Origin of the sequence: Mycobacterium sp. ITM-2016-00318, assembly GCF_002968285.2 — a bacterium.
Lineage (GTDB): Bacteria > Actinomycetota > Actinomycetes > Mycobacteriales > Mycobacteriaceae > Mycobacterium.
Window position 1 is genome coordinate 4,480,519 of record NZ_CP134400.1, and the last position, 20,377, is coordinate 4,500,895.

A 20,377-nucleotide genomic window follows, 5' to 3' on the forward strand; every position below is an offset into this window, starting at 1 on the left:
GACGACGGACGAGGCGTTCGAAGCCCTGTTGCACTACATGCGAGATTCCCGAGGTTTCGATTTCACCGGGTACAAACGCACGTCGCTGATGCGCCGGGTTCGGCACCGGATGGACCAGGCCGGGTACGCCACGTTCGAGGAGTACCTCGACGTGCTGCAGGCCAGTTCCGACGAATTCGCCGCGTTGTTCAACACCATCCTGATCAACGTCACCGCGTTCTTCCGGGACCCGGAGGCGTGGGAGTTCGTCCGCGACCACGCGATCCCGGAGATCCTCGCCACGCACGGGCCCCACCAGGCGATCCGGGTGTGGAGCGCCGGTTGCGCTTCGGGCGAAGAGGCCTACAGCCTGGCCATGCTGTTCTCCGACGCCCTCGGCTCAGACTCCTTCCGGCGCCGGGTGAAGATCTACGCAACGGACGTCGACGAGAATGCGCTCGCCCAAGCCAGGCTCGGGTCCTATGACGAACGGGCTGTGGAAGCGGTGCCCGACGATCTGCGCAGCAGGTATTTCGAACAGAACAACGGTCGATTCGTCCTTCGGAAGGAACTGCGCCGCGCGGTGATCTTCGGCCGCAACGATCTGGTCAGGGACGCTCCGATCTCGCGGGTGGACCTGCTCGCCTGCCGCAACACGCTGATGTACCTCAATGGCGAGACACAACGAAATGTTCTGCGCCGGCTGCATTTCGCGCTGGCCCCAAGCGGCGTGATCTTCCTCGGGCATGCCGAGATGCTGTTGAGTCACAGCGACAAGTTCTCCCCGATCGACATGAACAGTCGCGTGTTCCGCAAGACGGCCGGCTCGCACACCAACCTCGATCGCTTCGACCCGTCCACTCCGTTGCTCCGACATGGGGACCTGGCCGGCTTGAACCCGATTCGCGATCTGGCGTTCCGCGCGAGTCCTGTGCCTCAGATCGTGGTCACCGGCGACGACACGGTCGCGATGGTCAACGAACAGGCCGAGCGCGTCTTCGGGTTGTCAGCTCGGGACATCGGCAGGCTGCTGCGCGACCTCGAGGTGTCCTACCGGCCGCTGGAGCTGCGGTCGTATCTGGACCAAGCGAGGGCGGAGCGGAAGTCGGCGCTGATCCAAGACGTTCAGTGGCAGCGCACCGGGGCCGATCCGATGTGGTACGAGGTGCACGTCAACCCGCTCGTCGACACCGACGACGAATTGATCGGCACCTCGATCGCCTTCTTCGACGTGACGGCTACCCGAAACCTGTTGACGCAGGTCGGTCAGGCCAACAGCCAGCTGGAGTCCGCCTACGAAGAGCTGCAGTCCACCAACGAAGAGTTGGAGACCACCAACGAGGAGTTGCAGTCGACGGTGGAGGAACTCGAGACCACCAATGAAGAGCTGCAGTCCACCAACGAAGAGCTCGAGACGATGAACGAGGAGCTGCAGTCCACCAACGACGAGCTGCACACCATCAACGAGACCCTGCGCGACCGCAGTCGGGAACTCGAAGAGACGAAGGGTTTCCTCGACGCCCTCGTCGACTCCGTCAAGCTCGGGATAATCGTCGTGGATCGCGAGATGCGAATTGTGCTGTGGAATCGCGGTTCCGAGGACCTGTGGGGATTGCGCTCCGTCGAGGTGGTCGGGGCGCCGCTGGCATCGCTCGACATCGGCCTGCCCCTGACCGAAGTCAACCCGCTGATCGGCAGGATCCTCGTGGAGCCGGGCACCGTCGAGAACACCGCGCTCGATGCGGTAAACAGGCGCGGCAAGCAGGTCAGAATTCGGGTGACGTGCAGCGCGTTCGGATACAACGGCAATTCGGCGTCAGGTGCACTGCTGGCGATGGACGCGGGCGCCTAGCTGCGGTTGGCGATGTCGAAGGCCTCGGCCGCCGACTGTTCGACCGCGGCAGCGTCGTGGCGCGATGCCTCCTGCCGGTGGTGCTCCGCGGCGCTCTGATGGGCATCGGCTCCGACCTCGTCGGCCCGCAGCGCCGCCTGCTCGTGAGCCGCTGCCGCCCGCCGGTGCGCCTCGCCGGCGTCGCCGTGACGTTCGGCCGCCGCCTGGTGCGCGGAGATGGCCCGCTCCAGAGCCTCATCTGCCCGTGCTTTCGCGCGCTGGGCCGTCTGCTGCGACGATCGGGCACCGTGCGCGAGTTCGCTCTGGCGAATTCTCAGCTCGTCGGCCCGCGCCCGCGCCAGCGCTCCACGTGCCATGGCGGGGTCTTCGGTCGGATCGGCTCCGGTGTTCACTCCGGTCAGCTTCGCAACGTCGTGTGCGGGCTCTGGCCGAAGTGCTGCCTGTAGAGCACCGCGAAGCGGCCGGTGTGCGCGAAGCCCCACCTGGCGGAAATCGCGGTCACCGTGTCCTTCATGCGGTCGGCCGCGAGCAGGTCGAGATGGGCGTACTGCAGTCGCTGCCTTCGCAGATATTGCAGGGGCGTGGCGTCGAGGTGCCTGCGGAACATGTACTGCACGGCGCGCGGCGTGACGTGGATGGCATCGGCGATGTCGGCCAGCGATATGTCTTCGGCGACATGCGAATCGATGTAGGCGATGGCGCGACGGAGCAGCACCGGATGGGAATCGACGCTGTCGAACTGCGTCGAGTCACTGGCCACGGCGCTGGGGAAGGCCGCCAGCGCGACGGAGGCGAGCAGGCGGCCGAGGTGGCCCACGACCAGCGGGGTGACGACGGTCTCGTCGGCGAGGACGGCGTTCTTCACATAGATGACGGTGTCGCGCCAGGCCTTCGCCGCGCCCGAAGTCACGGGTTCGAAGCTGGCGAAACGCAACGGCGCAGGCGCCGCGCCGACGGGTACGCCAGCGGCGACACTGGCCACCGTCGCCGGGTCTATCAGCACCGACGTCAGCCGGACGTCCTCCGTGCTGGCGAAGCACGGCAGGTCGGGCTGCGCCACCAGAGTCACCTCACCGGCCACCGCCTCGCCGTCGAGGCCGCCGCATCTGCTCCGCACCTTCCCGTGGGTCGCCCACACGGCGGCCACCCTGCCCAGCGGGTCGGGTGAATAGTCGACCTCTCCGGGCATGTTCACGTCGTCGATGACGAACGGGCCGCAGTCCAGGCGTACGTGGGTCAGCTTCTGAGCCTCTCTCGGGCGGCTGTCCTGCACACGCAGGCGCGTGCCGTAGGTGTTCTCCAGGAATTGGCGAATTTTGACAGCACCCGACACCTCGGCCCGCACGCGTTCGGGCCGCTGGACTTTGGTCTCACCGTTTGCGATGTGGATCACCTCTTCAGGTGACGCTACGTCGGGGCTTGAGCCTCAACCCCCGGATACGACCACGGTACCCCGTGCCCCCGACTTCGGGTGCGGGTTGACCTCAGGGTGTCCGATTCGCCCCGGTAGAAGTGGCTAGGGTGATCGAGTGGGGCTCAGTACGGTGATCTCCCAACTCGCGACCGAACCGCCCGGACTGCTGCCGGCCCGACAGCAGATGGCGGTCTCGCTGGGGTGGCACATCATCCTCGCGTGTTTCGGTGTCGCGTTTCCGACCATCATCTATGTCGTGCACCGGCGCGGCATCGTGCGCGACGACCCGGTGGCGCTCGGTCTCGCGAAGCGGTGGGCGAAGGTGTCGGCCGTGTTGTTCGCCATCGGGGCGGTGTCGGGTACGGTGCTCAGCTTCGAGATGGGCCTGCTGTGGCCGGGCCTGATGGGCAGGTTCGGCGACGTGCTCGGCCTGCCGTTCGCGTTCGAGGGGCTGTCGTTCTTCGTCGAGGCGATCTTCCTTGGCATCTACCTGTACGGCTGGGGCCGTCTGCCGCCACGGCGGCACCTGGCCATGCTGATCCCGATGGGCGTCTCCGGTGTAGTGGGCACCTTCTGCGTGGTCTCGGTCAACGCGTGGATGAACACTCCCGCCGGTTTCGTCATTCGTGACGGCGTGGTCACCGACGTCAACCCGTGGCGCGCGATGTTCAACGGCGGCGTGTGGCTGCAGTTCCTGCACATGTGGCTGGCGGCCTTCATGGTGGTCGGATTCGTGGTCTCCGGGGTGTATGCGGCGGGCCTCCTGCGCGGCCGCAACGACGCCCACCACCGCCTCGGCTTCACCGTGCCGTTCATGTTCGCGACGGTGGCCGCGCTCGCGCAGCCTCTTGTGGGCCACGTGCTGGGCATGCGCATCCACGACACCCAACCCGCCAAGCTCGCAGCGTTCGAACTCGCCGAGACGACCGAGGGTCCCGCCCCCTTTCGGCTGGGCGGGGTGCTGATCGACGGCGAGGTGCACGGAGCACTTGAGATCCCGCGGCTGGGCTCGATCATCGCCCGCAACTCGTTCGACGCGCCGGTGCCCGGTCTGGACACCGTGCCGAAGGAGGACTGGCCACCGGTCAACATCACACATCTGGCCTTCCAGTCGATGGTGGTCATCGGCACCATGCTCGCCGCGGCTGTCGTCGCGTACTGGCTGTTTCGCTGGCGCGGCCGCGATCTGCTGAAGAACCGTTGGTTCCTGCGGTTCTCTGTCATCGCGGGTCCGCTGGCGATCCTCGCGGTCGAACTCGGCTGGGTCGCCACCGAGGTAGGCCGCCAGCCGTGGACGGTGTGGCAGATCCTGCGGACCAGCGACGCCGCGAGCATGAGTCCCGGGCTGTGGTGGAGCTACACCGTCGTGCTCATCGTCTATGCCGGCATGACGGCCGGAGCATGGATTGTATTGCGCTCCATGGCACGACGCTGGCGCGCCGGCGAAGCCGATCTGCCCAGTCCGTACGGACCTCCTCGAGAAGAAACCGTGTCGTGACGCTGGCAACGGTGGTGGCCATGGCGATGTTCCTCGGCGTTGTCGTGTACGCGTTGTTCGCCGGAGCCGACTTCGGCTCGGGTTTCTACGATCTGACCGCAGGCTTCGACGGGCTTGGCAGCGAGATCCGCACGCTCGTCGACACCAGTATCGGGCCGGTATGGGAGGCCAACCACGTCTGGCTGATCTACGTCCTCGTCATGTGGTGGACCGGATTCCCCGCCACCTTCGCCGCCGCGACCACGACGCTGTTCATCCCGCTGAGCCTCGCGCTGACCGGAATCGTGTTGCGCGGCGCCAGTTTCGCGTTCCGAAAGTATTCCGGCACCTTTGCTCAGGCCCGGCTGTTCGGGGCGGTGTTCGCAGCGTCGTCGGTGATCACCCCGTTCTTTCTCGGCGCGGTGGCAGGCGCGATCGCGTCGGGTCGGGTGCCCGCGGAGGGCTACGGCGATCTCATCGGGTCCTGGGTCAACCCGCCCTCACTGGTGGGCGGCTGCCTGGCGGCGACGACGTGTGTGTTCCTCGCCGGGGTTTTTCTGACCGCTGACGCGGCGCGTGCCGGGGCCACCGCCCTTGCCGAACGTCTGCGCAGCCGCACCCTGGCGGTCGGTGTGGCGGCGGGCGTCGTCGTGTTCGCCGGGCTGTACCCGGTCGCCCAAGACGCCCCGACATTGAGCCACGGCCTGCTGACCGCCGCATCGCCGCTGTTGGTACTCGCCGCGCTCGCCGGGGTCGCGACGCTTGTGCTGCTGTATCGCAGGCGCTTTGCGGTGGCCCGCATCCCGGCGGTGGCGGCCGTCGGTTCGGTGATCATTGGATGGGGCGTCGGCCAGTACCCGTGGCTGCTGGTCGATCAGGTGACCATCGAGGACGGCGCGGGCGCCGACTCCACGCTGATCGGCCTCCTCGTAGTGGTGGCGCTGGCCGGCGTCATCGTGCTGCCCGCCCTGGCTTATCTGCTGCGGCTGACACAGCAGTGGACCCGCGCCTGAACTTTCGCTTCCCGTTACTCGCATCGAGTGACTCGTCGATGAGACGCGGGCTCAGCACGTGGTCGAGGACCATGGTCGCGCTGCCGATGACACCCGACTGGTCCGCGTAGGTGGTCGGCACGACTTGGAGCACACGGGTCGCGAGCGCGGTCGCGTTGCGGTACAACGTTTCCCGCAGGCCGGCAACGAAGATGTCGTACGCCCTGGCCATATCGCCCGCGACGACGAGCAGCGCGGGGTTGAGCAGGTTCACCGCGCCGGCGACAACCTCGCCGACGTGACGACCGCTATCGCGGATCAGCCTGCGCGCTTCGGCGTCACCGCCGTTGGCCAACTCCACGACGTCGCGGATGTGACCGACCGTGCGGCCCTGTTGCGTCAGCGCCCGCACCAGCGCCCAACCGCCCGCGACCGCTTCCAGGCAGCCGGTGTCGCCGCAGCGGCACGGCACCCCGGCGGCGGCGGGTGTCTTGTTGTGACCGAACTCCCCTGCCGCCTGCACCGCGCCGCGCTGTAGCGAGCCTCCGGCGATGATGCCCGCTCCGAGACCCGTCGACGCCTTGATGACGAGCACATCGTCGACGGCGTGGCGGTCACCGCGCCGCTCGGCCAGCGCAATGACGTTGACGTCGTTGTCGATGATGACGGGCGCATCGGTCAACTCGGCGAAGTAGGGCGCCAGCGGGACCCCGTCCCAGCCGCTCATGACCGGCGAGTCGAGGCTGCAGCCTCGCTGCTGGTCGACGGTCCCGGGTAGGCACAGCCCGACGCCGAGGATGCGCGCACCGCGGTGCCCGTCGAGGAGTACGTCGAGCCTCTTGACCACGTCGGGCATCAGCTCGTCGGGACCGATGCCGATCTCCTGGTCGATGTCACCTGCAGCAAGGATCTCGCCTGCGAGATCGCATACCGCCAGCCTCGTCCTGCTGCGCCCGATCGCGGCGGCGAGCACGACACCGGCGTCTTTATTGAAGGTCAGCAGCGCGGCGGGGCGGCCACCGGTGGACGGCGCCTGTTGACGTTCGATGACCAGATCCTGGTCCACCAGCGCGGCCGCCCTGGCGGCCACGGCGGTGCGGGACAACCCGGTCAGGTCACCGAGTTCGGCACGCGTAGTGGCACCCGCTGTGCGGATCAGGCCGTAGACACCCCCGGCCGAGGTCGCCGTCGAAGTGCGGGAAAAAGCCATGTCATCGATTCCGTTAGGGCCGATCGGAGGTCATCTCCAATCGTAACCTGCCTCACTTTTACCGCAAAAATGCCTAAGTCAGTTTGCCGAGTCCCGAAAGTCTCGTTACCGTTGCGCACGTCCGACCACAGGAAAGGTCCAACGTTTGTGACCACCGCGCTTGACCGTCCCTCGACGCCCGTCTCCGTCGTGGCACCCGCTCCATCGGTGCGGTGGCTCGCGGTGCTCGCGCTTGCCCTGGGCGGGTTCGGCATCGGAACCACCGAGTTCGTCGCGATGGGATTGCTGCCGGATATCGCGTCCAGTTTCGCGATCTCCGAACCGACTGCGGGGCATGTGATTTCGGCATACGCACTCGGCGTGGTCGTCGGGGCACCGCTGATCGCCGCCTCCACCGCGCGAATGTCCCGAAAGGCGGTGCTGCTTGGACTGATGGCGATATTCACGATCAGCAACCTGGCCAGCATGTTCGCGCCGTCGTACGAGATGCTGATCGTCGCCCGGTTCGTCGCCGGTATGCCGCACGGGGCGTTCTTCGGCGTCGCCGCAATGGTGGCGTCCTTCCTGATGGGACCGAAGAAGCGGGCCAAAGCCGTAGCGCATGTGATGACGGGTCTCACCGTTGCGACCGTTGTCGGTGTGCCGATGGCGTCGTGGCTCGGCCAGGCCCTCGGCTGGCGCAGCGCGTTCGGTCTCGTCGTCGCTGTCGGGGTGATGACCCTGACCGCGATCGCATTCTGGCTCCCGCCGCTACGGTCGATGCACGTGACCAGCCCGCTCACGGAGCTCGGCGCGCTCAGGCGCGTGCAGGTGTGGCTGGCGATGCTGGTTGGCGTGGTCGGATTCGGTGGAATGTTTGCGGTGTACACCTACATCAGCACGACGATGACCGATGTCGCGGGGATGCCCCGTGCACTGGTTCCGTTGGCGCTCATGGTGTTCGGCCTCGGCATGGTGGTGGGCAACCTGGTCGGCGGCAAGATGGCGGACGTTTCGGTGGTTCGAAGCCTGTACGTGACGATGAGCGCCCTCGGCGTCGCACTGACCATATTCGTGTTGGCCTCCCACAACCCGTGGACGGCGCTGCTGGTGTTGTTCACGATCGGCGCTGCCGGGTCGGCGATGGGGCCTGCACTGCAGATCCGGCTGATGGACGTCGCGCACGACGGCAGAACGTTGGCGGCCTGCCTCAACCACTCGGCCCTGAACATGGCCAACGCGATCGGCGCTCTGCTCGGCGGGCTCGTCATCGCGGCCGGGTACGGCTATATCGCACCCGCAGCCGCAGGGGCGGTGCTCTCCGCCGCGGGGATGCTCGTCCTCACCGGCTCATTGGTGGTGCAGCGAAGGACCAGCGCCTAGCCGCCGTCGGCGGCGACCCTGGCGCGCTCGGTCATCGACGCCACCACCCCGCCGTCGTTGAGGATGTCGGTGCCGGTGAGATAGCCGGCCTTGTCGCTTGCGCAGAACGCCAGCAGGTCGGCCATCTCCTCCGGTCTGCCCCAGCGCGGTATCGCAGCGTCGGCGACCATGGCGCCTGCGCCGGCCTCCGCCTCGATCAGGCCCATCTCGGTCTCGAAGGATCCCGGTGACACCGAGAGGATGCGCAGGCCCTTGCCGTTGAAGCGCTCGCACTGCGAGCTGCTGTACCACCGCACGAAGCTCTTGCTGACGGCGTAGGCGATGCCGGATCGCATCTCCTCGGGAGCGATGGCACAGGCCGCCAGCATGTCCGTCATGAAGGCGTCCTCGTCGGTCAGCGCCTGCGGGAAATGCTCTGTCGGAAGCATGGTTTCGGGCATCAGGTGAGCGGCCACCGACGCGATGTTGACGATGGCGGCGCCCTTCTGCGCGCCCGCGAAGAAGCTCTCGTTGACGTTGAGCGTGCCGATCGCGTTGGTCCGCATGACGTATTCAGCCGAGCCCATGCTGGGGCTGACGCCCGCGGCGTGGATGACCGATGCGAGATCGCCAAGGCCCGAGGCGGTTTCGAGCAGCGCATCGACGGCGCTGCGGTCGGTGACGTCACAGTTGACGGCCGTGACCGTGACGCCGAGACCGTCGAGCGCGGCGGCCGCTTCGTCGAGGCGGTCCTGCCGGACGTCGGCGAGGACGACGGTGTGGTCGCGCCCCACGACCTTCGCCGTCGCAATTCCCATGCCTCCCGCACCGCCGGTGATAACCGCAACTCTGCTCATGATGGCGATGCTATGCGACTGCCTAGCGCTAGCGGTCAGCCGATCGTGTTGAGCATCGCGGCCACCACATCGGCGATCGCGTTGCGCGCAGGCGCGAGGTACTTGCGCGGATCGGTGACGCCGTCGTCGGACTCCAGGAATCCGCGCACCGCCCCGGTGAAGTGGACGTTGAGCAGAGTCCCGACGTTGATCTTGGTGATGCCCACGCCCACGGCCTTGCGCAGGTCGTCGTCGGCGACGCCCGAGGATCCGTGCAGCACCAGCGGCACCGGAACGACCGACCGCAGCCGGCCGATGAGGTCGAAGTCCAACGTGGCGGTCCGCTCCGACATCGCATGCGAGCTACCAACGGCCACCGCCAGCGCGTCGACTCCCGTCGCGGCGACGAACGCGGCCGCCTCCGCCGGGTCGGTGCGCACTCCCGGCGCATGAGCCCCGTCCTTGCCCCCGACCTCGCCCAGTTCGGCTTCGAGAAACATTCCGCGGTCGTGCGCCCAGTCCGCCGCCGCCTTCGTGGCCGCGACGTTCGCGTCGTACTCCAGCTTCGATGCGTCGAACATCGCTGAGCTGACGCCGGTTTCGGCGCCGGCATGGAGCAGCTGCTCGTCCTCCACGTGGTCGAGGTGGACCGAAACCGGAACGGCGGCCGCAGCGGCGACAGCGGTCGCCGCGGCGGCGATCGGCGCCAGCCGGCCGTTGTGGAACTTCACCGCGTTCTCGCTGATCTGAAGGATGACGGGCCGGTTGGCCGTTTCGGCGCCCGCGACGATCGCCTCGGCGGACTCCAGCGTGATCACGTTGAACGCGAGCAGCCCCGAACCGGCGCGGTACGCAGTGGAAACCAGGTCAGCCGTACGGGCGAGCGGCATCGGATGTCCTTCGGCGATTGCTTGACACGACCCCAACAAAGCGCAACTATATCCATCAGTTTCCAAATCAACAAGATTCTCCGCCCGGGAGGGCCATGCACGGCACGCTGTTCGTCGGCCTCGACGTCGGGACGACCACGAGCAAGGCCGTGGTGTTCACTCAAGACGGCGATCCGGTGGCTTCCGGACGCGCCGCCACGCCGTGGACGGTGACGGCGACCGGTGCCGAACTCGATGCGACCGACCTGCTCGACGCCGCCAAAGCCGCAGTGGCGGAGGCCCTCACGGACTGTCCCCCCGGACACATCGGCGGCCTAGGGGTGGGGAGCCTCGCGGAATCCGGAGTGCTCCTCGACGCGCGCGGCGAGTCGGTGGCCCCGGTGATCGCCTGGCATGACACCCGCGACGACGCACAGTTGGAAAGCCTCCGTGAAGTGATTGGGGCACAGTTGTTCTCGGCGACAACCGGTCTGCCGCTCCGGCAGCAGTGGTCGCTCACGAAGCACCGGTGGCTGCTCGACAACATCCCTTCGGCGGGTAGGGCCGTGCGCCGACTCAACGTCGCGGAATGGATCGTGCGCGGACTGGGTGGTGAGGAGGCAGTCGAACAGTCGCTTGCCTCTCGCACCGGATGGCTGCGCCTCGCGCAGCGCGAGTGGTGGGAGGACACACTGGACTGGTCGGGCGCCGGCCGTTCGCTGATGCCGCAATTAGTCACTGCGGGAACCCCTTTGGGTCATGTCTGCGCCGACGTCGGGATCGCGCGACTGACCGGGGCGGTGCTGACCGTCGCCGGCCACGATCACCAGGCCGCGGTGGTCGGCGCGGGCGCCGACGGACCCGGTGACGAACTGGACTCGTGCGGTACGGCCGAAGCACTCGTCAGGACCATCCCGCCGGGCTTGTCCGCCGACGTCGTCGCCGACCTCGCCGAAGCGGGGATCACCACCGGTTGGCACGCCGTCGCCGACCACTGGTGTCTGCTAGGGGCCACGCAGGGCGGGCTTGCACTGCAACGCACACTGGCCCGACTCGGCAAGGACAGCTCAGACCTGCCCGGGCTGGACGCCGATGCCACCGCCTTGCCGAGGCGCGACGACGGCGACAGCCCCGCCCACGTATGGCGCGCAGCTCTCGAAGACGTCACGGAACAGGCCGCCGAGATCCACGACGCCATGAGCACACGCAGTGGAAAGCATCGACGGTTGGTCGTCACCGGCGGCTGGTCGCGAAGCACGGGACTTCTCGCGGTCAAGCGCCGAAGGTTCGGCGCACTCGTCCTCGCCGACGTCGACGAGGCCGGTGCCCGCGGAGCGGCGCTGCTGGCGGCCAAGGCGGCTGCCGCCGACGCATCGATGTCATCGGCGGTGGTGCCATGACAGACGGTCTCGACGCCCGTACGCCCTACGCCGACCAGCGCAAGAATCACATCCTCGACCGCCTGCTCAGCAGCGGCCGAGTCGACGCCATGGAGGTCGCCGATGCTCTTGGCGTGACCGGGGAGACCATCCGCAAGGACCTCATCGCCCTCGAACGCCAGGGACTGCTGCGCCGGGTGCACGGCGGCGCGGTGCCCGTGCAGGCGCTCGCCTTCGAACCCGCGGTCGAGACGCGAACACAGTTGGCGTCGGAGAAGATCCGCATCGCGGCGGCCGCGCTGGCCCATCTGCCCGTGGCGGGCTCGGTGCTGATCGACGCCGGTTCCACGACCGCCAAGCTGGTCGAGCTCTTTCCCGGCGACCGCGACCTGACCGTGTACACGAACACTGTCCCGCTTGCGATGTCGCTGCTGACCCGGCCCCGGCTGACCGTCTTCACGCTGGGCGGACGGCTGCGCAACGTCACCTTCGCCGAAGTCGGCGACTGGGCTGCGCGGGCGCTGGCCGAGATCAACGTCGACGTCGCGTTCCTGGGCACCAACGGCATCTCGGTCGAACGCGGATTGACCACGCCCGACCCGGCCGAGGCGGCCGTCAAGCGACTGATGCTGGGCTGTGCCGCCAAGCGAATCGTGCTCGCCGACCACAGCAAATTCGGGGTCGTCAAGGGCATTAAGCATGCCGATCTCGACGACATCGACGTGCTGATCAGCGATACCGGGCTCAGCGACGACCACTATGCGCAACTATGCAGCGCCGGAATCGAAGTGGAGCGAGTGTGATCGTCACCGTCACACCGAACCCGAGCGTGGACCGCACCGTATTCCTCGACGACGTCGTACTCGGTTCGATCAACCGCAGCCGACGCAGCCGCAGTGAGCCGAGCGGCAAGGGCGTCAACGTCGCTCTTGCACTGCATGCACTTGATGTGCCGACGCGTGCTCTCGTGACCGCAGGCGGTTCGGTTGGCGCACAGTTGCAGCAGATGCTGGCCGACGCAGGCCTGCACACCCTCGTCGTACCGATCGCTGGGGAGATCCGCAGCAATATCAGCCTGACCCAGCCGAACGGCCGCGTCACCAAGATCAACGAGGCGGGCCCCGCGCTGAGCCTCGACGAGACGGACCGCCTGCTGGCTGCGGTCACCGAACAGGTCCGCGACGCCTGCTGGCTTGTGTGCGGGGGCAGCCTGCCCACGGGTATGCCGGTCGGCTGGTACCGCGATGTCGTCGAGGTGGCGCACACAAACGGTGTGCCGGTCGCTGTCGACACGTCAGGGGACGCTTTAGCCCAAAGCCTCATTGCAGCACCGGATCTGGTCAAGCCGAACGTTCAGGAGCTGGCCGAGCTGACCGGCCGTCTGCCGCACACCCTCGGCGACGTGATCGACGCCGCGCAGGAGGTGCGCCGCCGCGGCGCTCGCACCGTACTGGCCAGCCTCGGGGGTGACGGCGCAGTCCTCGTCGACGCGACGGGTGCAATATGGGGTCATGCCCCTGTCGAAAAGGTCGTCAGCACCGTCGGCGCCGGAGACGCCATGCTCGCCGGATACCTGAGCTGCCCGCACGGGCGCGGCGAGGCGTTGGCGACCGCCCTGCGGTGGGGCGCGGCCGCCGTCCAGAACGAGGGAACGTTGTTCTCGCCCAATGTTTCCACCGCGCAGGCGACTACGACCGCCGCAATCGATCTCGAGAGGAGATTGGGTTGAGTTCGACTATGCAGGCAGTCGTGATTCACGGCCGCGAGGACTACCGGCTCGAGCGGATTCCCGTGCCGACTCCGGGACCGGGTGAGGCGTTGGTGAAGGTGCAGGCCGTCGGGATCTGTGCGAGCGACCTCAAGTGCTATCACGGCGCGCCGATGTACTGGGGTGACGGACCCGTCCCGCCGAACGTCGACCTGCTGGTGACCCCGGGGCACGAGTTCGTCGGCGAGATCGTGGCCATCGACGATCTGGGCCGTCAGCGGTGGGGCGTCGACACAGGCGACCGTGTGGTCGCCGAGCAGATCGTACCGTGCTGGAAATGCCGGTTCTGTCGCCGCGGCCAGTACTGGATGTGCGCGCCGCACAACATCTTCGGATTCCGGCGCAAGGTCAACGGGGCGATGGCGGAGTACATGATCTATCCCGCCGACGCGATCGTGCACAAGATCTCGGCCGACGTACCCGCCGCGCACGCGGCGTTCGCCGAGCCGCTGTCCTGTGCGTTGCACGCGGTCGAACGCGCGTCGATCGCCTTCGGCGACGTCGTCGTGGTCGCGGGCTGCGGCCCGATCGGGCTCGGCATGATCGCAGGCGCACGCGCCAAGAGCCCGGCGCACGTGATCGCACTCGATTCGGTGCCGGCCAAGCTTGATCTGGCCGCCGCGTGCGGGGCCGATGTCACCCTCAACATCGCCGATGACGACGTGCAGTCGGTGGTGCTGGACATGACCGAGGGCTATGGCGCCGACGTCTATCTCGATGCCACCGGCCATCCGTCGGCGGTCCCGCAGGGCCTCGACATGTTGCGCAAACTGGGCCGCTACGTCGAATACGGGGTCTTCGGCGCGCCGGTCACCGTCGACTGGACGGTCATCAGCGACGTGAAGGAACTCGACGTGCTCGGCGCACATCTCGGGCCGTACTGCTGGCCGACGGCAATCTCGATGATCGAGGCGAAAGCGCTTCCGCTGGAACGCATTTGCACGCATCGACTACCGCTTCACGAGTTTCGCGACGGCATCGACCTCGTCGGCCGCGGGGACGCGTCCGTCAAGGTCAGCCTGATACCCGAGCCATGACCGTCAGCGTTGACGGATTCGAGGTCGCCGACCCGGCGGACGCGTGGAGGCGGGCCGGGTTCAGCGTGGACTCCGACGGTGTCTGTCGGGTCGACGGCGTTCGCATCCGGCTGATCGGCCATGAGCGCGGAGCCGCACCGGCGGCGACATCACGCACCGGCAGCGGCATCGTCGGGTGGTCACTGCGCGGGCTGCCGCCGGATTGGTCGCGTGACGACCTCGACGGCGTTCCGACCACGCGGTCCGACGCGGCCGCTGCCATGCCTGCCGAACATGTGAACGGTGTCACCGCGATCGACCACGTTGTGCTGCTGTCGCCCGACCTGGGACGGACGGTCGCGTCGCTGGCCGCTGTCGGGGCGGAGCCGCGCCGAGAGCGGGACGGTGAACTCGGCGGACGGCCGATCCGCCAAATCTTCTTTCGCTTCGGGGAGGTGATCGTCGAGGTCGTCGGCTCGCCGGGAGCGGCGGGCGACGGTCCGTCCACGCTCTGGGGCCTCACGTATGTCGTGGCGGATATCGACGCGACCGCCGCGTTCTTCGGCAACCGCACGGCGCCGGTGAAGGACGCGGTGCAGCCGGGACGCCGGATCACGACACTTCGACATGGCGACCTCGGAATGTCCGTCCGGACGGCGATGATCTCGGCGCGTCGTTTAGGCGACCGCTGACCGCCATGCCTATCCTCTGCGCATGACCGACCGCGGCCCCGTCTTCGACGGGATCCGGATCGGCAGGTCCGCCTCAGGGGCACTCATCGATGCCGGCTATCGAACGCTGGCGGACCTGCCCACAGATCTCGACGAGCTGCTCGCGCTGCACGGCGTCGGGCCGAAGGCTGTGCGGCTCCTCGGCGAGGCACGGGGGCAATGAGAGATGAGCGAGTCCGCGCGAGACGAAACAGTGGTCATTCACACCGACGGCGGCTGCAGGCCGAATCCGGGACCCGGCGGCTGGGGCGCGGTGCTGCGTATGCGCGAGCACGTCCGCGAGATGTGCGGCGGTGAGCGCGGCCAGACAAGCAACAACCGGATGGAGCTGACCGCGCCGATCATGGCGCTCGAAGCGCTGACGAGACCTGTTGTGGTGCACCTCTACACCGACAGCACCTATGTCAGGAACGGCATCACCAAGTGGGTGTTCGGCTGGGAACGCAACGGCTGGCTGACCGCCGCCAAGCAACCGGTGAAGAACGCCGACCTCTGGCGGCGGCTCCGGCTTGCGTGCGAACGACACCAAGTCCAATGGTTCTGGGTGAAAGGGCATTCGGGCATCACGGACAACGAGTTGGCCGACGTGCTCGCGACCCGGGGCATGCAGGCGGCGATCGACGGCTCTCACTCCCAGACGACCTCGTCGGGCGTCTTGTCGGGCCTCAGCCCCCGCCAGCTCGGCTGACGCAAGCGGTCATCCGACGTCCGCTCGCTGTAGCGGACCTCGCCGACCAGTTCCGGCCGAACGAACGTCACTCCCCTGGCGTCCTGCGTGGAAAGCCGCGCGTTGAAGGGTGATTCATCGGTTTCGAGCGGCTTGAGGGCGGCCTTGAGACTCTTCAGCGCCTTGTCGGTGAAGCCGGTGCCGACCCGGCCGACGAACTGCAGGCCGCCAGCCGGGTTGTCTGGGTCGGGAATGCCGAGCATCAGCGCGCCGATGCCGCTGGACCGCCCGCCTTCGCCTTGGCGCCAGCCGCCGATGACGACCTCCTGAGTGTTCCAGATCTTGTCTTTGACCCACGACGCCGACCGTCGGCCCGGCTGATAGGTCGAGTCGCGCTTCTTGGCGACCACGCCCTCCCAGCGTTGCTTGCGTGCGTACTCCAGCGCCTCGGGCCCGTCGCCGGGAAGTTGGTCGGGAACGATGAGACCTCCGCCCTCGGCCAGCGTTTCCAGGATGCGCCTGCGGTCGGAGTACTTCGCCTTGAGCAGTGACCGCCCGTCGAGGTAGAGCACGTCGAAGGCCCAATACTCGACGCGCGTCGAGCGTGCGCGGTTCTGCATCTCGCTGAAGCTGGGCACTCCATCGTTGTCCAAAGCCACCGCCTCGCCGTCGAGGATCACGTGGTGATCGGCCAGATCAGCTGCGAGCGCGGCGAATTGGGGAAATTCGCCAGTGACGTCACGCCCGCGTCTCGAGCGCACGTTTAGCCTGCCGTGATCGGCGTCGACCAGTACCCGGTAGCCGTCCCACTTGCCCTCGAACGCCCACTGAGTCTTCTTCAGCTTCTGGACCGAGCCTTCGGTCGAGAGCATCGGCGAGAGGTCGCCGGCCTGCGGCTCGGCCTGCTCCTTCATCCGGTGCGCCAACCAGTTCTTGCCGTTCGTCTGGATCAGCGCATACCGGCCGGCGATCCTCCTGCCGTGCAGCGTCACGATCACCTCGCCTTTACCGCCGAGGGGTTTCTCTCCGTTGACACCCGGGTCGCGGAACTTCTCGGCCTCGTAGGTGCCGGAGTCCCAGACGATCACCTTGCCGCCGCCGTACTCGCCCTTCGGGATCTCGCCTTCGAAGGTGCCGTATTCGAGCGGATGATCCTCGGTGTGCACGGCGAGGTGATTGACCGACGGCGTATCCGGCAGATTCTTCGGCACCGCCCAGCTGACCAGAACCCCGTCCCGCTCGAGGCGGAAGTCGTAGTGGAGACGCCGGGCGTGGTGTTCCTGGATGACGAAGAAGTTGTCGTTGCCCGTGACGGGCGCAGTGTTCGGAACCGGCTCGGGTGTCTTCCCGGCGTCGCGCATGCTGCGGTAGGTGGAGAGCGCGTCGGCCACTGGCGCGTCTTCGTCCATCGCCGCCAGCAGGTCGCCGTCGCGCTGCAGGCGCTCGAGCACTTCGGTGAAGTGCAGATGCCGCAGATCGGGATCCTCGACCTCGTCCCAGGTGCGCGGCGCCGCGACCGTCGGCTCGTCGCGACCACGTAGCGAGTACGGCGCGATGGTGGTCTTGTTGCCGTTGTTCTGGCTCCAGTCCACGAATACCTTGCCGGTGCGCTGGCTCTTGGTCATGGTGGCCGTCACCCGCTTGGGCATCGACTTCTCGAGTTGTACCGCGATCCGCTTGGCCAGTACCGAGGCGCCGTGCGAGCTGATCGGCTTCTCCAGCGGCACATACAGATGCACACCCTTGCTTCCGCTGGTCAACGGGAAGGTGGAAAGGCCGATGCCGGTGATGAGTTCGCGCACCTCGTGCGCCACCTCGCAGAGCTGGCGGAAGGTGACGCCCTCGCCGGGGTCGAGGTCGAAGACCACGCGGGTGGCCAGCCCCGGTATCTGCTCGGCCCCTCCCTCGCGACTCCACGAGTTGACGAAACGCCATTGCGGCACATGCACTTCCAGCGACGCCTGCTGCGCGATCCACGCCAGCCCTTCGGCGGTGTTGATGATCGGATACGTTGTGGTGCCGGACTTGTGAGTGATCGACGCCCGGTCCAGCCAGTCGGGCGCCGAGCTTGCCAGTTGCTTCTCGAAGAACGACGGCTCGTCGACCCCGTTGGGCCAGCGCTTACGGGTGACGGCGCGGCCTGCGATGTGCGGAATCATCGCCTCGGCGACGTTGATGTAGTAGTCGAACACCTCGGCCTTGGTCGTGCCCGTCGCCGGGTACAGCACCTTGTCCGGGTTGGTCAGCTTGACCCGGCCGAATCGTTCCACCACGCCAACGTAATACCCGTTGTACCGTTAAGTGATGAGGCGAATTCTCGCTGCTTGCCTGATGGCTGCCGCCGCGGCGGCGCTGGGCAGTCCAATCGCATCCGCGGACCCCGCTGATCTCGTGCCCTATTGCTCGGGCGATCAAACCCCCATGGACAACAACTGCAGGCTGATGCCGAGCCAGGTGTTCACGCACGACTCGTCGGGCGCCAACCCGCAGGTCGGCTTCGGGACCAACCCCGGCGAGGAACCCGTCACCTAGGCTTGCCGCGCGAGCTTGCGTCGCGACTTCTGCACCAGGGTCGCGATCGCCGGTTATCCACAACCCTCGCGCAGAACTCGCTGCTCCAGGCCTGTTTCGTCGGGGGCCTCCTCGACGATCTCGGCATGCGGGATCCATTCATCGGCACCGAGGCGATCAGCGAAGGGCGGCTGACGCGAGGTCAATTGCGCTGGCGACACACGTTGGTACAACGCGGTGTCTATCTCCCGAACGACGCACAGGCGACTCTCCACACGAGCACACTCGCGGCCTGGCTGTGCACGGGCCGCAAGGGAGTGATAGCCGGGCGGGCCGCTGCCGCCCTCCACGGCGCCAGGTGGGTCGACGCATCGACGCCGATCGAGATCATCGCCGAACACACACGCCGCCGAGCGGGTGTCATCGTCCACGAGGAGCGGATCGCTTCAGACGAGATCACGTACCTCTGCGAGCTACCCGTGACGAGTCCTGTGCGCACGGCACTCGACATCGCCCGGCATCTGCCACGCGATATCGCGGTACCGCACTTGGACGCATTGGCCGCCGCGACGGGCGTGACGTTCGACGAGGTGATCGCCTTGGCGGAGCGATACCGCGGCGCCCGCGGCGTCCGGCGTGCGCGGGTGGCCCTGGCACTCATGGACGGTGGCGCACAGTCTCCGGGCGAAACGCGCCTGCGTCTGCAGCTGATCGACGACGGGTTGCCTGCGCCCCGAACGCAGATCAGGGTCAGCGACGGGTTCAATGAAGCGTTCATCGATATGGGATACGACGAGCCGAAGGTCGGTCTGGATTACGAAGGGTCGCACCATAGCGAGAATCGGCGTCAATACGTTCACGAAATCGGCCGCGCGGATCTGATCGACGGCGAGGGCTGGATCGATATCCGCGTCGTCAAAGAACACAGCAGGCGATACAACCTGCACCGCGTCCGAGACGCATTCGCCAAACGAGGCTGGACACCACCGAGATCTGCGCGTGGGTCGTGAATCCGCGAGATATACGACCCTCACGTAGAACTCGCGTGCCCGAACAACGCGCCGCTAGTCGTCCAACTCGATGACGGGCATGGGCGCCGTCGGCACCTCCGCGACGACCATCTTGGCGGCGGAGTCGGTCGGAATGACGTCGCCGCGCAGTGCGGCCAGCGCAGCGTTGGTGCCGACGTCGCGGCCCGCCTTCTCGCTGAGCAGCCACCGCACCTCGAGCAGGTCGCAATAGGCCTGGATGGCCGTGCCGGTGTTGTTCAGCGCAGCGTGAGCCAGGTATTCGGTGGGTGTCACCACCTCGATCACCCACAACCGCGCGGCCGTCGACTCGTCGACGTGATGACCGACCTCCCGGCAGAGCTGCGCCCGGTAGGCCTGTAGGTCCCCGAGCAGAATCCGGGCCTGCCCCTCGCCGACGTCCAAACCGGTCAGCTCCCGCAAACGCTGGGCGTGGTAGCGCCGATCACCAACCGCGACATGGATTTTCAGTCGGCTCGGATCGTCGGAGACCGGCTGCAGCGACACCTCGTCGACGGCGAAGCCCAGCTCGTTGAGCCGACGGACCGTCCCCTCGACGCGATAGCGGTCGGCGAAACCGAACACCGGCTCGGCGTGCAGCACATCCCACAGCGCCTCATAACGATCGCGCAGATGCTCGGCCTCGGCGATGAGCGTGTCCTGTAACTGCTCCGGCGCCTCCAGCCGCTCGGCGAGATCGACCAGTCCCATCGCGACGTTCTCCACCATGATCTCGATGTCGTGCCCGCGCTGTCCACGGCTCAACGTGGGGTGCACCTCAGAGGTTTCGGCGTCGACGAGCCACGCCTGCAGCGTCTGGCCGTCGCGGGAGAACAAGGTGTTCGCCAGCGAACAGTCGCCCCAGAACACGCCGTGCCTGTGCAGTTCCACCAGCAGGCCCGCCATCCCGTCCAGCAGCCGGGCCCGGTGTTTCGGCTGGTCGGGCGGCAGCCGCAGGAACAGGCGACGGTACTGCCACGACCCCTCGAGGTAGCGGGTGACCAGGATTGCCGTGTCGAATTCGGGTTGCACAACCAGACCCGCCGGGCGCACGGCGGGCAGCTCCATCTCCTCGAGCCTGCGAAGAACCTCGTACTCCTTGGCGGCGAGCCGCGCGGGCATGTCCTTGACCGCCCATAGCGCGTCGTCCGCCTCGACGAACTTCACCAGGTGCCTGCTGGGGCCGACGGCGATGTCGCGCAGTGGGACATCGGGGATGTTCCACTGCGACAACGGCTGGTCCCACGGCAGCGCCAGCAGACCGGCGGTGGGCGTCCGAAGCCGGAACTCCGGCGCGCGCACGGTCG

At 67.3% G+C, this 20,377-nt stretch carries 20 protein-coding genes; 13 read left to right on the forward strand and 7 right to left on the reverse strand.

What is annotated here, in order from left to right; translation table 11 throughout:
* The first annotated feature begins 37 nt into the window (after positions 1–37).
* Entirely contained in the window at positions 38–1,831 is a 1,794-nt protein-coding gene (locus C6A82_RS21930; RefSeq protein ID WP_396836832.1) for a CheR family methyltransferase, read from the forward strand.
* Here C6A82_RS21930 and C6A82_RS21935 read toward each other — a convergent pair.
* Together C6A82_RS21935 and C6A82_RS21940 are read right to left on the reverse strand one after the other, a co-directional pair.
* Entirely contained in the window at positions 1,828–2,223 is a 396-nt protein-coding gene (locus C6A82_RS21935; protein ID WP_199193776.1) for a hypothetical protein, read from the reverse strand. The two genes, C6A82_RS21930 and C6A82_RS21935, sit on opposite strands and share 4 nt — an antisense overlap.
* Before the next feature lie 5 nt (positions 2,224–2,228).
* Positions 2,229–3,224: an AraC family transcriptional regulator gene (locus C6A82_RS21940; protein WP_105345328.1), complete on the reverse strand. Its 996-nt coding sequence runs from the start codon at positions 3,222–3,224 to the stop codon at positions 2,229–2,231.
* A gap of 136 nt (positions 3,225–3,360) precedes the next feature.
* Between C6A82_RS21940 and C6A82_RS21945 the strand changes: the two genes are divergently transcribed.
* Together C6A82_RS21945 and C6A82_RS21950 are read left to right on the forward strand one after the other, a co-directional pair.
* The gene (locus C6A82_RS21945) at positions 3,361–4,743 is read left to right on the forward strand and encodes a cytochrome ubiquinol oxidase subunit I (RefSeq protein ID WP_233216927.1); all 1,383 of its coding nucleotides are present in this window, start codon (positions 3,361–3,363) and stop codon (positions 4,741–4,743) included.
* On the forward strand, positions 4,740–5,735 hold the full coding sequence (locus C6A82_RS21950) for a cytochrome d ubiquinol oxidase subunit II (protein ID WP_105345329.1): 996 nt from the start codon (positions 4,740–4,742) through the stop codon (positions 5,733–5,735). Before C6A82_RS21945 ends, C6A82_RS21950 begins: the two co-directional genes overlap by 4 nt.
* Here the strand turns inward: C6A82_RS21950 and C6A82_RS21955 are convergent.
* Entirely contained in the window at positions 5,674–6,924 is a 1,251-nt protein-coding gene (locus tag C6A82_RS21955; RefSeq protein WP_105345331.1) for an ROK family transcriptional regulator, read from the reverse strand. The genes C6A82_RS21950 and C6A82_RS21955 overlap by 62 nt on opposite strands.
* 147 nt (positions 6,925–7,071) lie before the next feature.
* Here C6A82_RS21955 and C6A82_RS21960 point away from each other — a divergent pair, with 147 nt between their 5' ends.
* The gene (locus tag C6A82_RS21960) at positions 7,072–8,286 is read left to right on the forward strand and encodes an MFS transporter (RefSeq protein ID WP_105345332.1); all 1,215 of its coding nucleotides are present in this window, start codon (positions 7,072–7,074) and stop codon (positions 8,284–8,286) included.
* Here C6A82_RS21960 and C6A82_RS21965 read toward each other — a convergent pair.
* Together C6A82_RS21965 and C6A82_RS21970 are read right to left on the reverse strand one after the other, a co-directional pair.
* The gene (locus tag C6A82_RS21965; RefSeq protein WP_105345334.1) at positions 8,283–9,122 is read right to left on the reverse strand and encodes an SDR family oxidoreductase; all 840 of its coding nucleotides are present in this window, start codon (positions 9,120–9,122) and stop codon (positions 8,283–8,285) included. The genes C6A82_RS21960 and C6A82_RS21965 overlap by 4 nt on opposite strands.
* A gap of 35 nt (positions 9,123–9,157) precedes the next feature.
* Complete coding sequence (locus tag C6A82_RS21970; protein ID WP_105345335.1) at positions 9,158–9,991, reverse strand: ketose-bisphosphate aldolase; 834 nt, start codon at positions 9,989–9,991, stop codon at positions 9,158–9,160.
* A 95-nt stretch (positions 9,992–10,086) separates the two neighbouring features.
* Here C6A82_RS21970 and C6A82_RS21975 point away from each other — a divergent pair, with 95 nt between their 5' ends.
* Genes C6A82_RS21975 through rnhA form a run of 7 tightly spaced genes read left to right on the forward strand, consistent with a single transcriptional unit; the run spans position 10,087 to position 15,552 of the window.
* The gene (locus C6A82_RS21975; protein WP_105345337.1) at positions 10,087–11,370 is read left to right on the forward strand and encodes an L-fuculokinase; all 1,284 of its coding nucleotides are present in this window, start codon (positions 10,087–10,089) and stop codon (positions 11,368–11,370) included.
* Positions 11,367–12,152, forward strand: a complete 786-nt coding sequence (locus tag C6A82_RS21980; RefSeq protein WP_105345338.1) for a DeoR/GlpR family DNA-binding transcription regulator — start codon at positions 11,367–11,369, stop codon at positions 12,150–12,152. Before C6A82_RS21975 ends, C6A82_RS21980 begins: the two co-directional genes overlap by 4 nt.
* Positions 12,149–13,078 carry a 1-phosphofructokinase gene (pfkB, locus tag C6A82_RS21985; RefSeq protein WP_158261635.1) on the forward strand — a complete coding sequence of 310 codons (930 nt, stop codon included), beginning with the start codon at positions 12,149–12,151 and terminating at the stop codon, positions 13,076–13,078. Before C6A82_RS21980 ends, pfkB begins: the two co-directional genes overlap by 4 nt.
* 8 nt (positions 13,079–13,086) lie before the next feature.
* The gene (locus C6A82_RS21990; RefSeq protein WP_105345341.1) at positions 13,087–14,154 is read left to right on the forward strand and encodes an alcohol dehydrogenase catalytic domain-containing protein; all 1,068 of its coding nucleotides are present in this window, start codon (positions 13,087–13,089) and stop codon (positions 14,152–14,154) included.
* Complete coding sequence (locus C6A82_RS21995) at positions 14,151–14,825, forward strand: VOC family protein (RefSeq protein ID WP_105345343.1); 675 nt, start codon at positions 14,151–14,153, stop codon at positions 14,823–14,825. Before C6A82_RS21990 ends, C6A82_RS21995 begins: the two co-directional genes overlap by 4 nt.
* Positions 14,826–14,847: 22 nt before the next feature.
* Positions 14,848–15,027: a helix-hairpin-helix domain-containing protein gene (locus C6A82_RS22000; protein WP_105345345.1), complete on the forward strand. Its 180-nt coding sequence runs from the start codon at positions 14,848–14,850 to the stop codon at positions 15,025–15,027.
* Positions 15,028–15,030: 3 nt separating this feature from the next.
* On the forward strand, positions 15,031–15,552 hold the full coding sequence (gene rnhA, locus C6A82_RS22005) for a ribonuclease HI (RefSeq protein WP_311101472.1): 522 nt from the start codon (positions 15,031–15,033) through the stop codon (positions 15,550–15,552).
* On the opposite strand, the gene C6A82_RS22010 is transcribed toward rnhA, so the two are convergent.
* Complete coding sequence (locus C6A82_RS22010) at positions 15,492–17,804, reverse strand: ATP-dependent DNA ligase (RefSeq protein ID WP_199193556.1); 2,313 nt, start codon at positions 17,802–17,804, stop codon at positions 15,492–15,494. The two genes, rnhA and C6A82_RS22010, sit on opposite strands and share 61 nt — an antisense overlap.
* A 31-nt stretch (positions 17,805–17,835) precedes the next feature.
* On the opposite strand from C6A82_RS22010, the gene C6A82_RS22015 reads away from it, so the two are divergent.
* Both C6A82_RS22015 and C6A82_RS22020 read left to right on the forward strand, forming a co-directional pair.
* Positions 17,836–18,063: a hypothetical protein gene (locus tag C6A82_RS22015; protein WP_105345077.1), complete on the forward strand. Its 228-nt coding sequence runs from the start codon at positions 17,836–17,838 to the stop codon at positions 18,061–18,063.
* A gap of 125 nt (positions 18,064–18,188) precedes the next feature.
* Positions 18,189–19,052, forward strand: coding sequence for a type IV toxin-antitoxin system AbiEi family antitoxin (locus tag C6A82_RS22020; RefSeq protein WP_105345101.1), 864 nt, complete (start codon positions 18,189–18,191; stop codon positions 19,050–19,052).
* Between the two features lie 54 nt (positions 19,053–19,106).
* On the opposite strand, the gene C6A82_RS22025 is transcribed toward C6A82_RS22020, so the two are convergent.
* Positions 19,107–20,372 (reverse strand): DUF4032 domain-containing protein, encoded by a 1,266-nt coding sequence (locus C6A82_RS22025; RefSeq protein WP_105345079.1) that lies wholly within the window; start codon positions 20,370–20,372, stop codon positions 19,107–19,109.
* Positions 20,373–20,377: the final 5 nt, after the last annotated feature.

Excerpts from the sequence above, each read along its gene's own strand:
- C6A82_RS21930 (WP_396836832.1), top strand. The coding sequence starts at position 38 with ATGCGAGATTCCCGAGGTTTCGATTTCACCGGGTACAAACGCACGTCG.
- C6A82_RS22020 (WP_105345101.1), top strand. The coding sequence starts at position 18,189 with ATGCGGGATCCATTCATCGGCACCGAGGCGATCAGCGAAGGGCGGCTG.
- C6A82_RS21970 (WP_105345335.1), bottom strand. The coding sequence starts at position 9,991 with ATGCCGCTCGCCCGTACGGCTGACCTGGTTTCCACTGCGTACCGCGCC.
- C6A82_RS21980 (WP_105345338.1), top strand. The coding sequence starts at position 11,367 with ATGACAGACGGTCTCGACGCCCGTACGCCCTACGCCGACCAGCGCAAG.
- C6A82_RS21995 (WP_105345343.1), top strand. The coding sequence starts at position 14,151 with ATGACCGTCAGCGTTGACGGATTCGAGGTCGCCGACCCGGCGGACGCG.
- C6A82_RS21965 (WP_105345334.1), bottom strand. The coding sequence starts at position 9,122 with ATGAGCAGAGTTGCGGTTATCACCGGCGGTGCGGGAGGCATGGGAATT.
- C6A82_RS21955 (WP_105345331.1), bottom strand. The coding sequence starts at position 6,924 with ATGGCTTTTTCCCGCACTTCGACGGCGACCTCGGCCGGGGGTGTCTAC.
- C6A82_RS22015 (WP_105345077.1), top strand. The coding sequence starts at position 17,836 with ATGAGGCGAATTCTCGCTGCTTGCCTGATGGCTGCCGCCGCGGCGGCG.
- C6A82_RS21975 (WP_105345337.1), top strand. The coding sequence starts at position 10,087 with ATGCACGGCACGCTGTTCGTCGGCCTCGACGTCGGGACGACCACGAGC.
- rnhA (WP_311101472.1), top strand. The coding sequence starts at position 15,031 with ATGAGCGAGTCCGCGCGAGACGAAACAGTGGTCATTCACACCGACGGC.
- C6A82_RS22000 (WP_105345345.1), top strand. The coding sequence starts at position 14,848 with ATGACCGACCGCGGCCCCGTCTTCGACGGGATCCGGATCGGCAGGTCC.
- C6A82_RS21990 (WP_105345341.1), top strand. The coding sequence starts at position 13,087 with ATGCAGGCAGTCGTGATTCACGGCCGCGAGGACTACCGGCTCGAGCGG.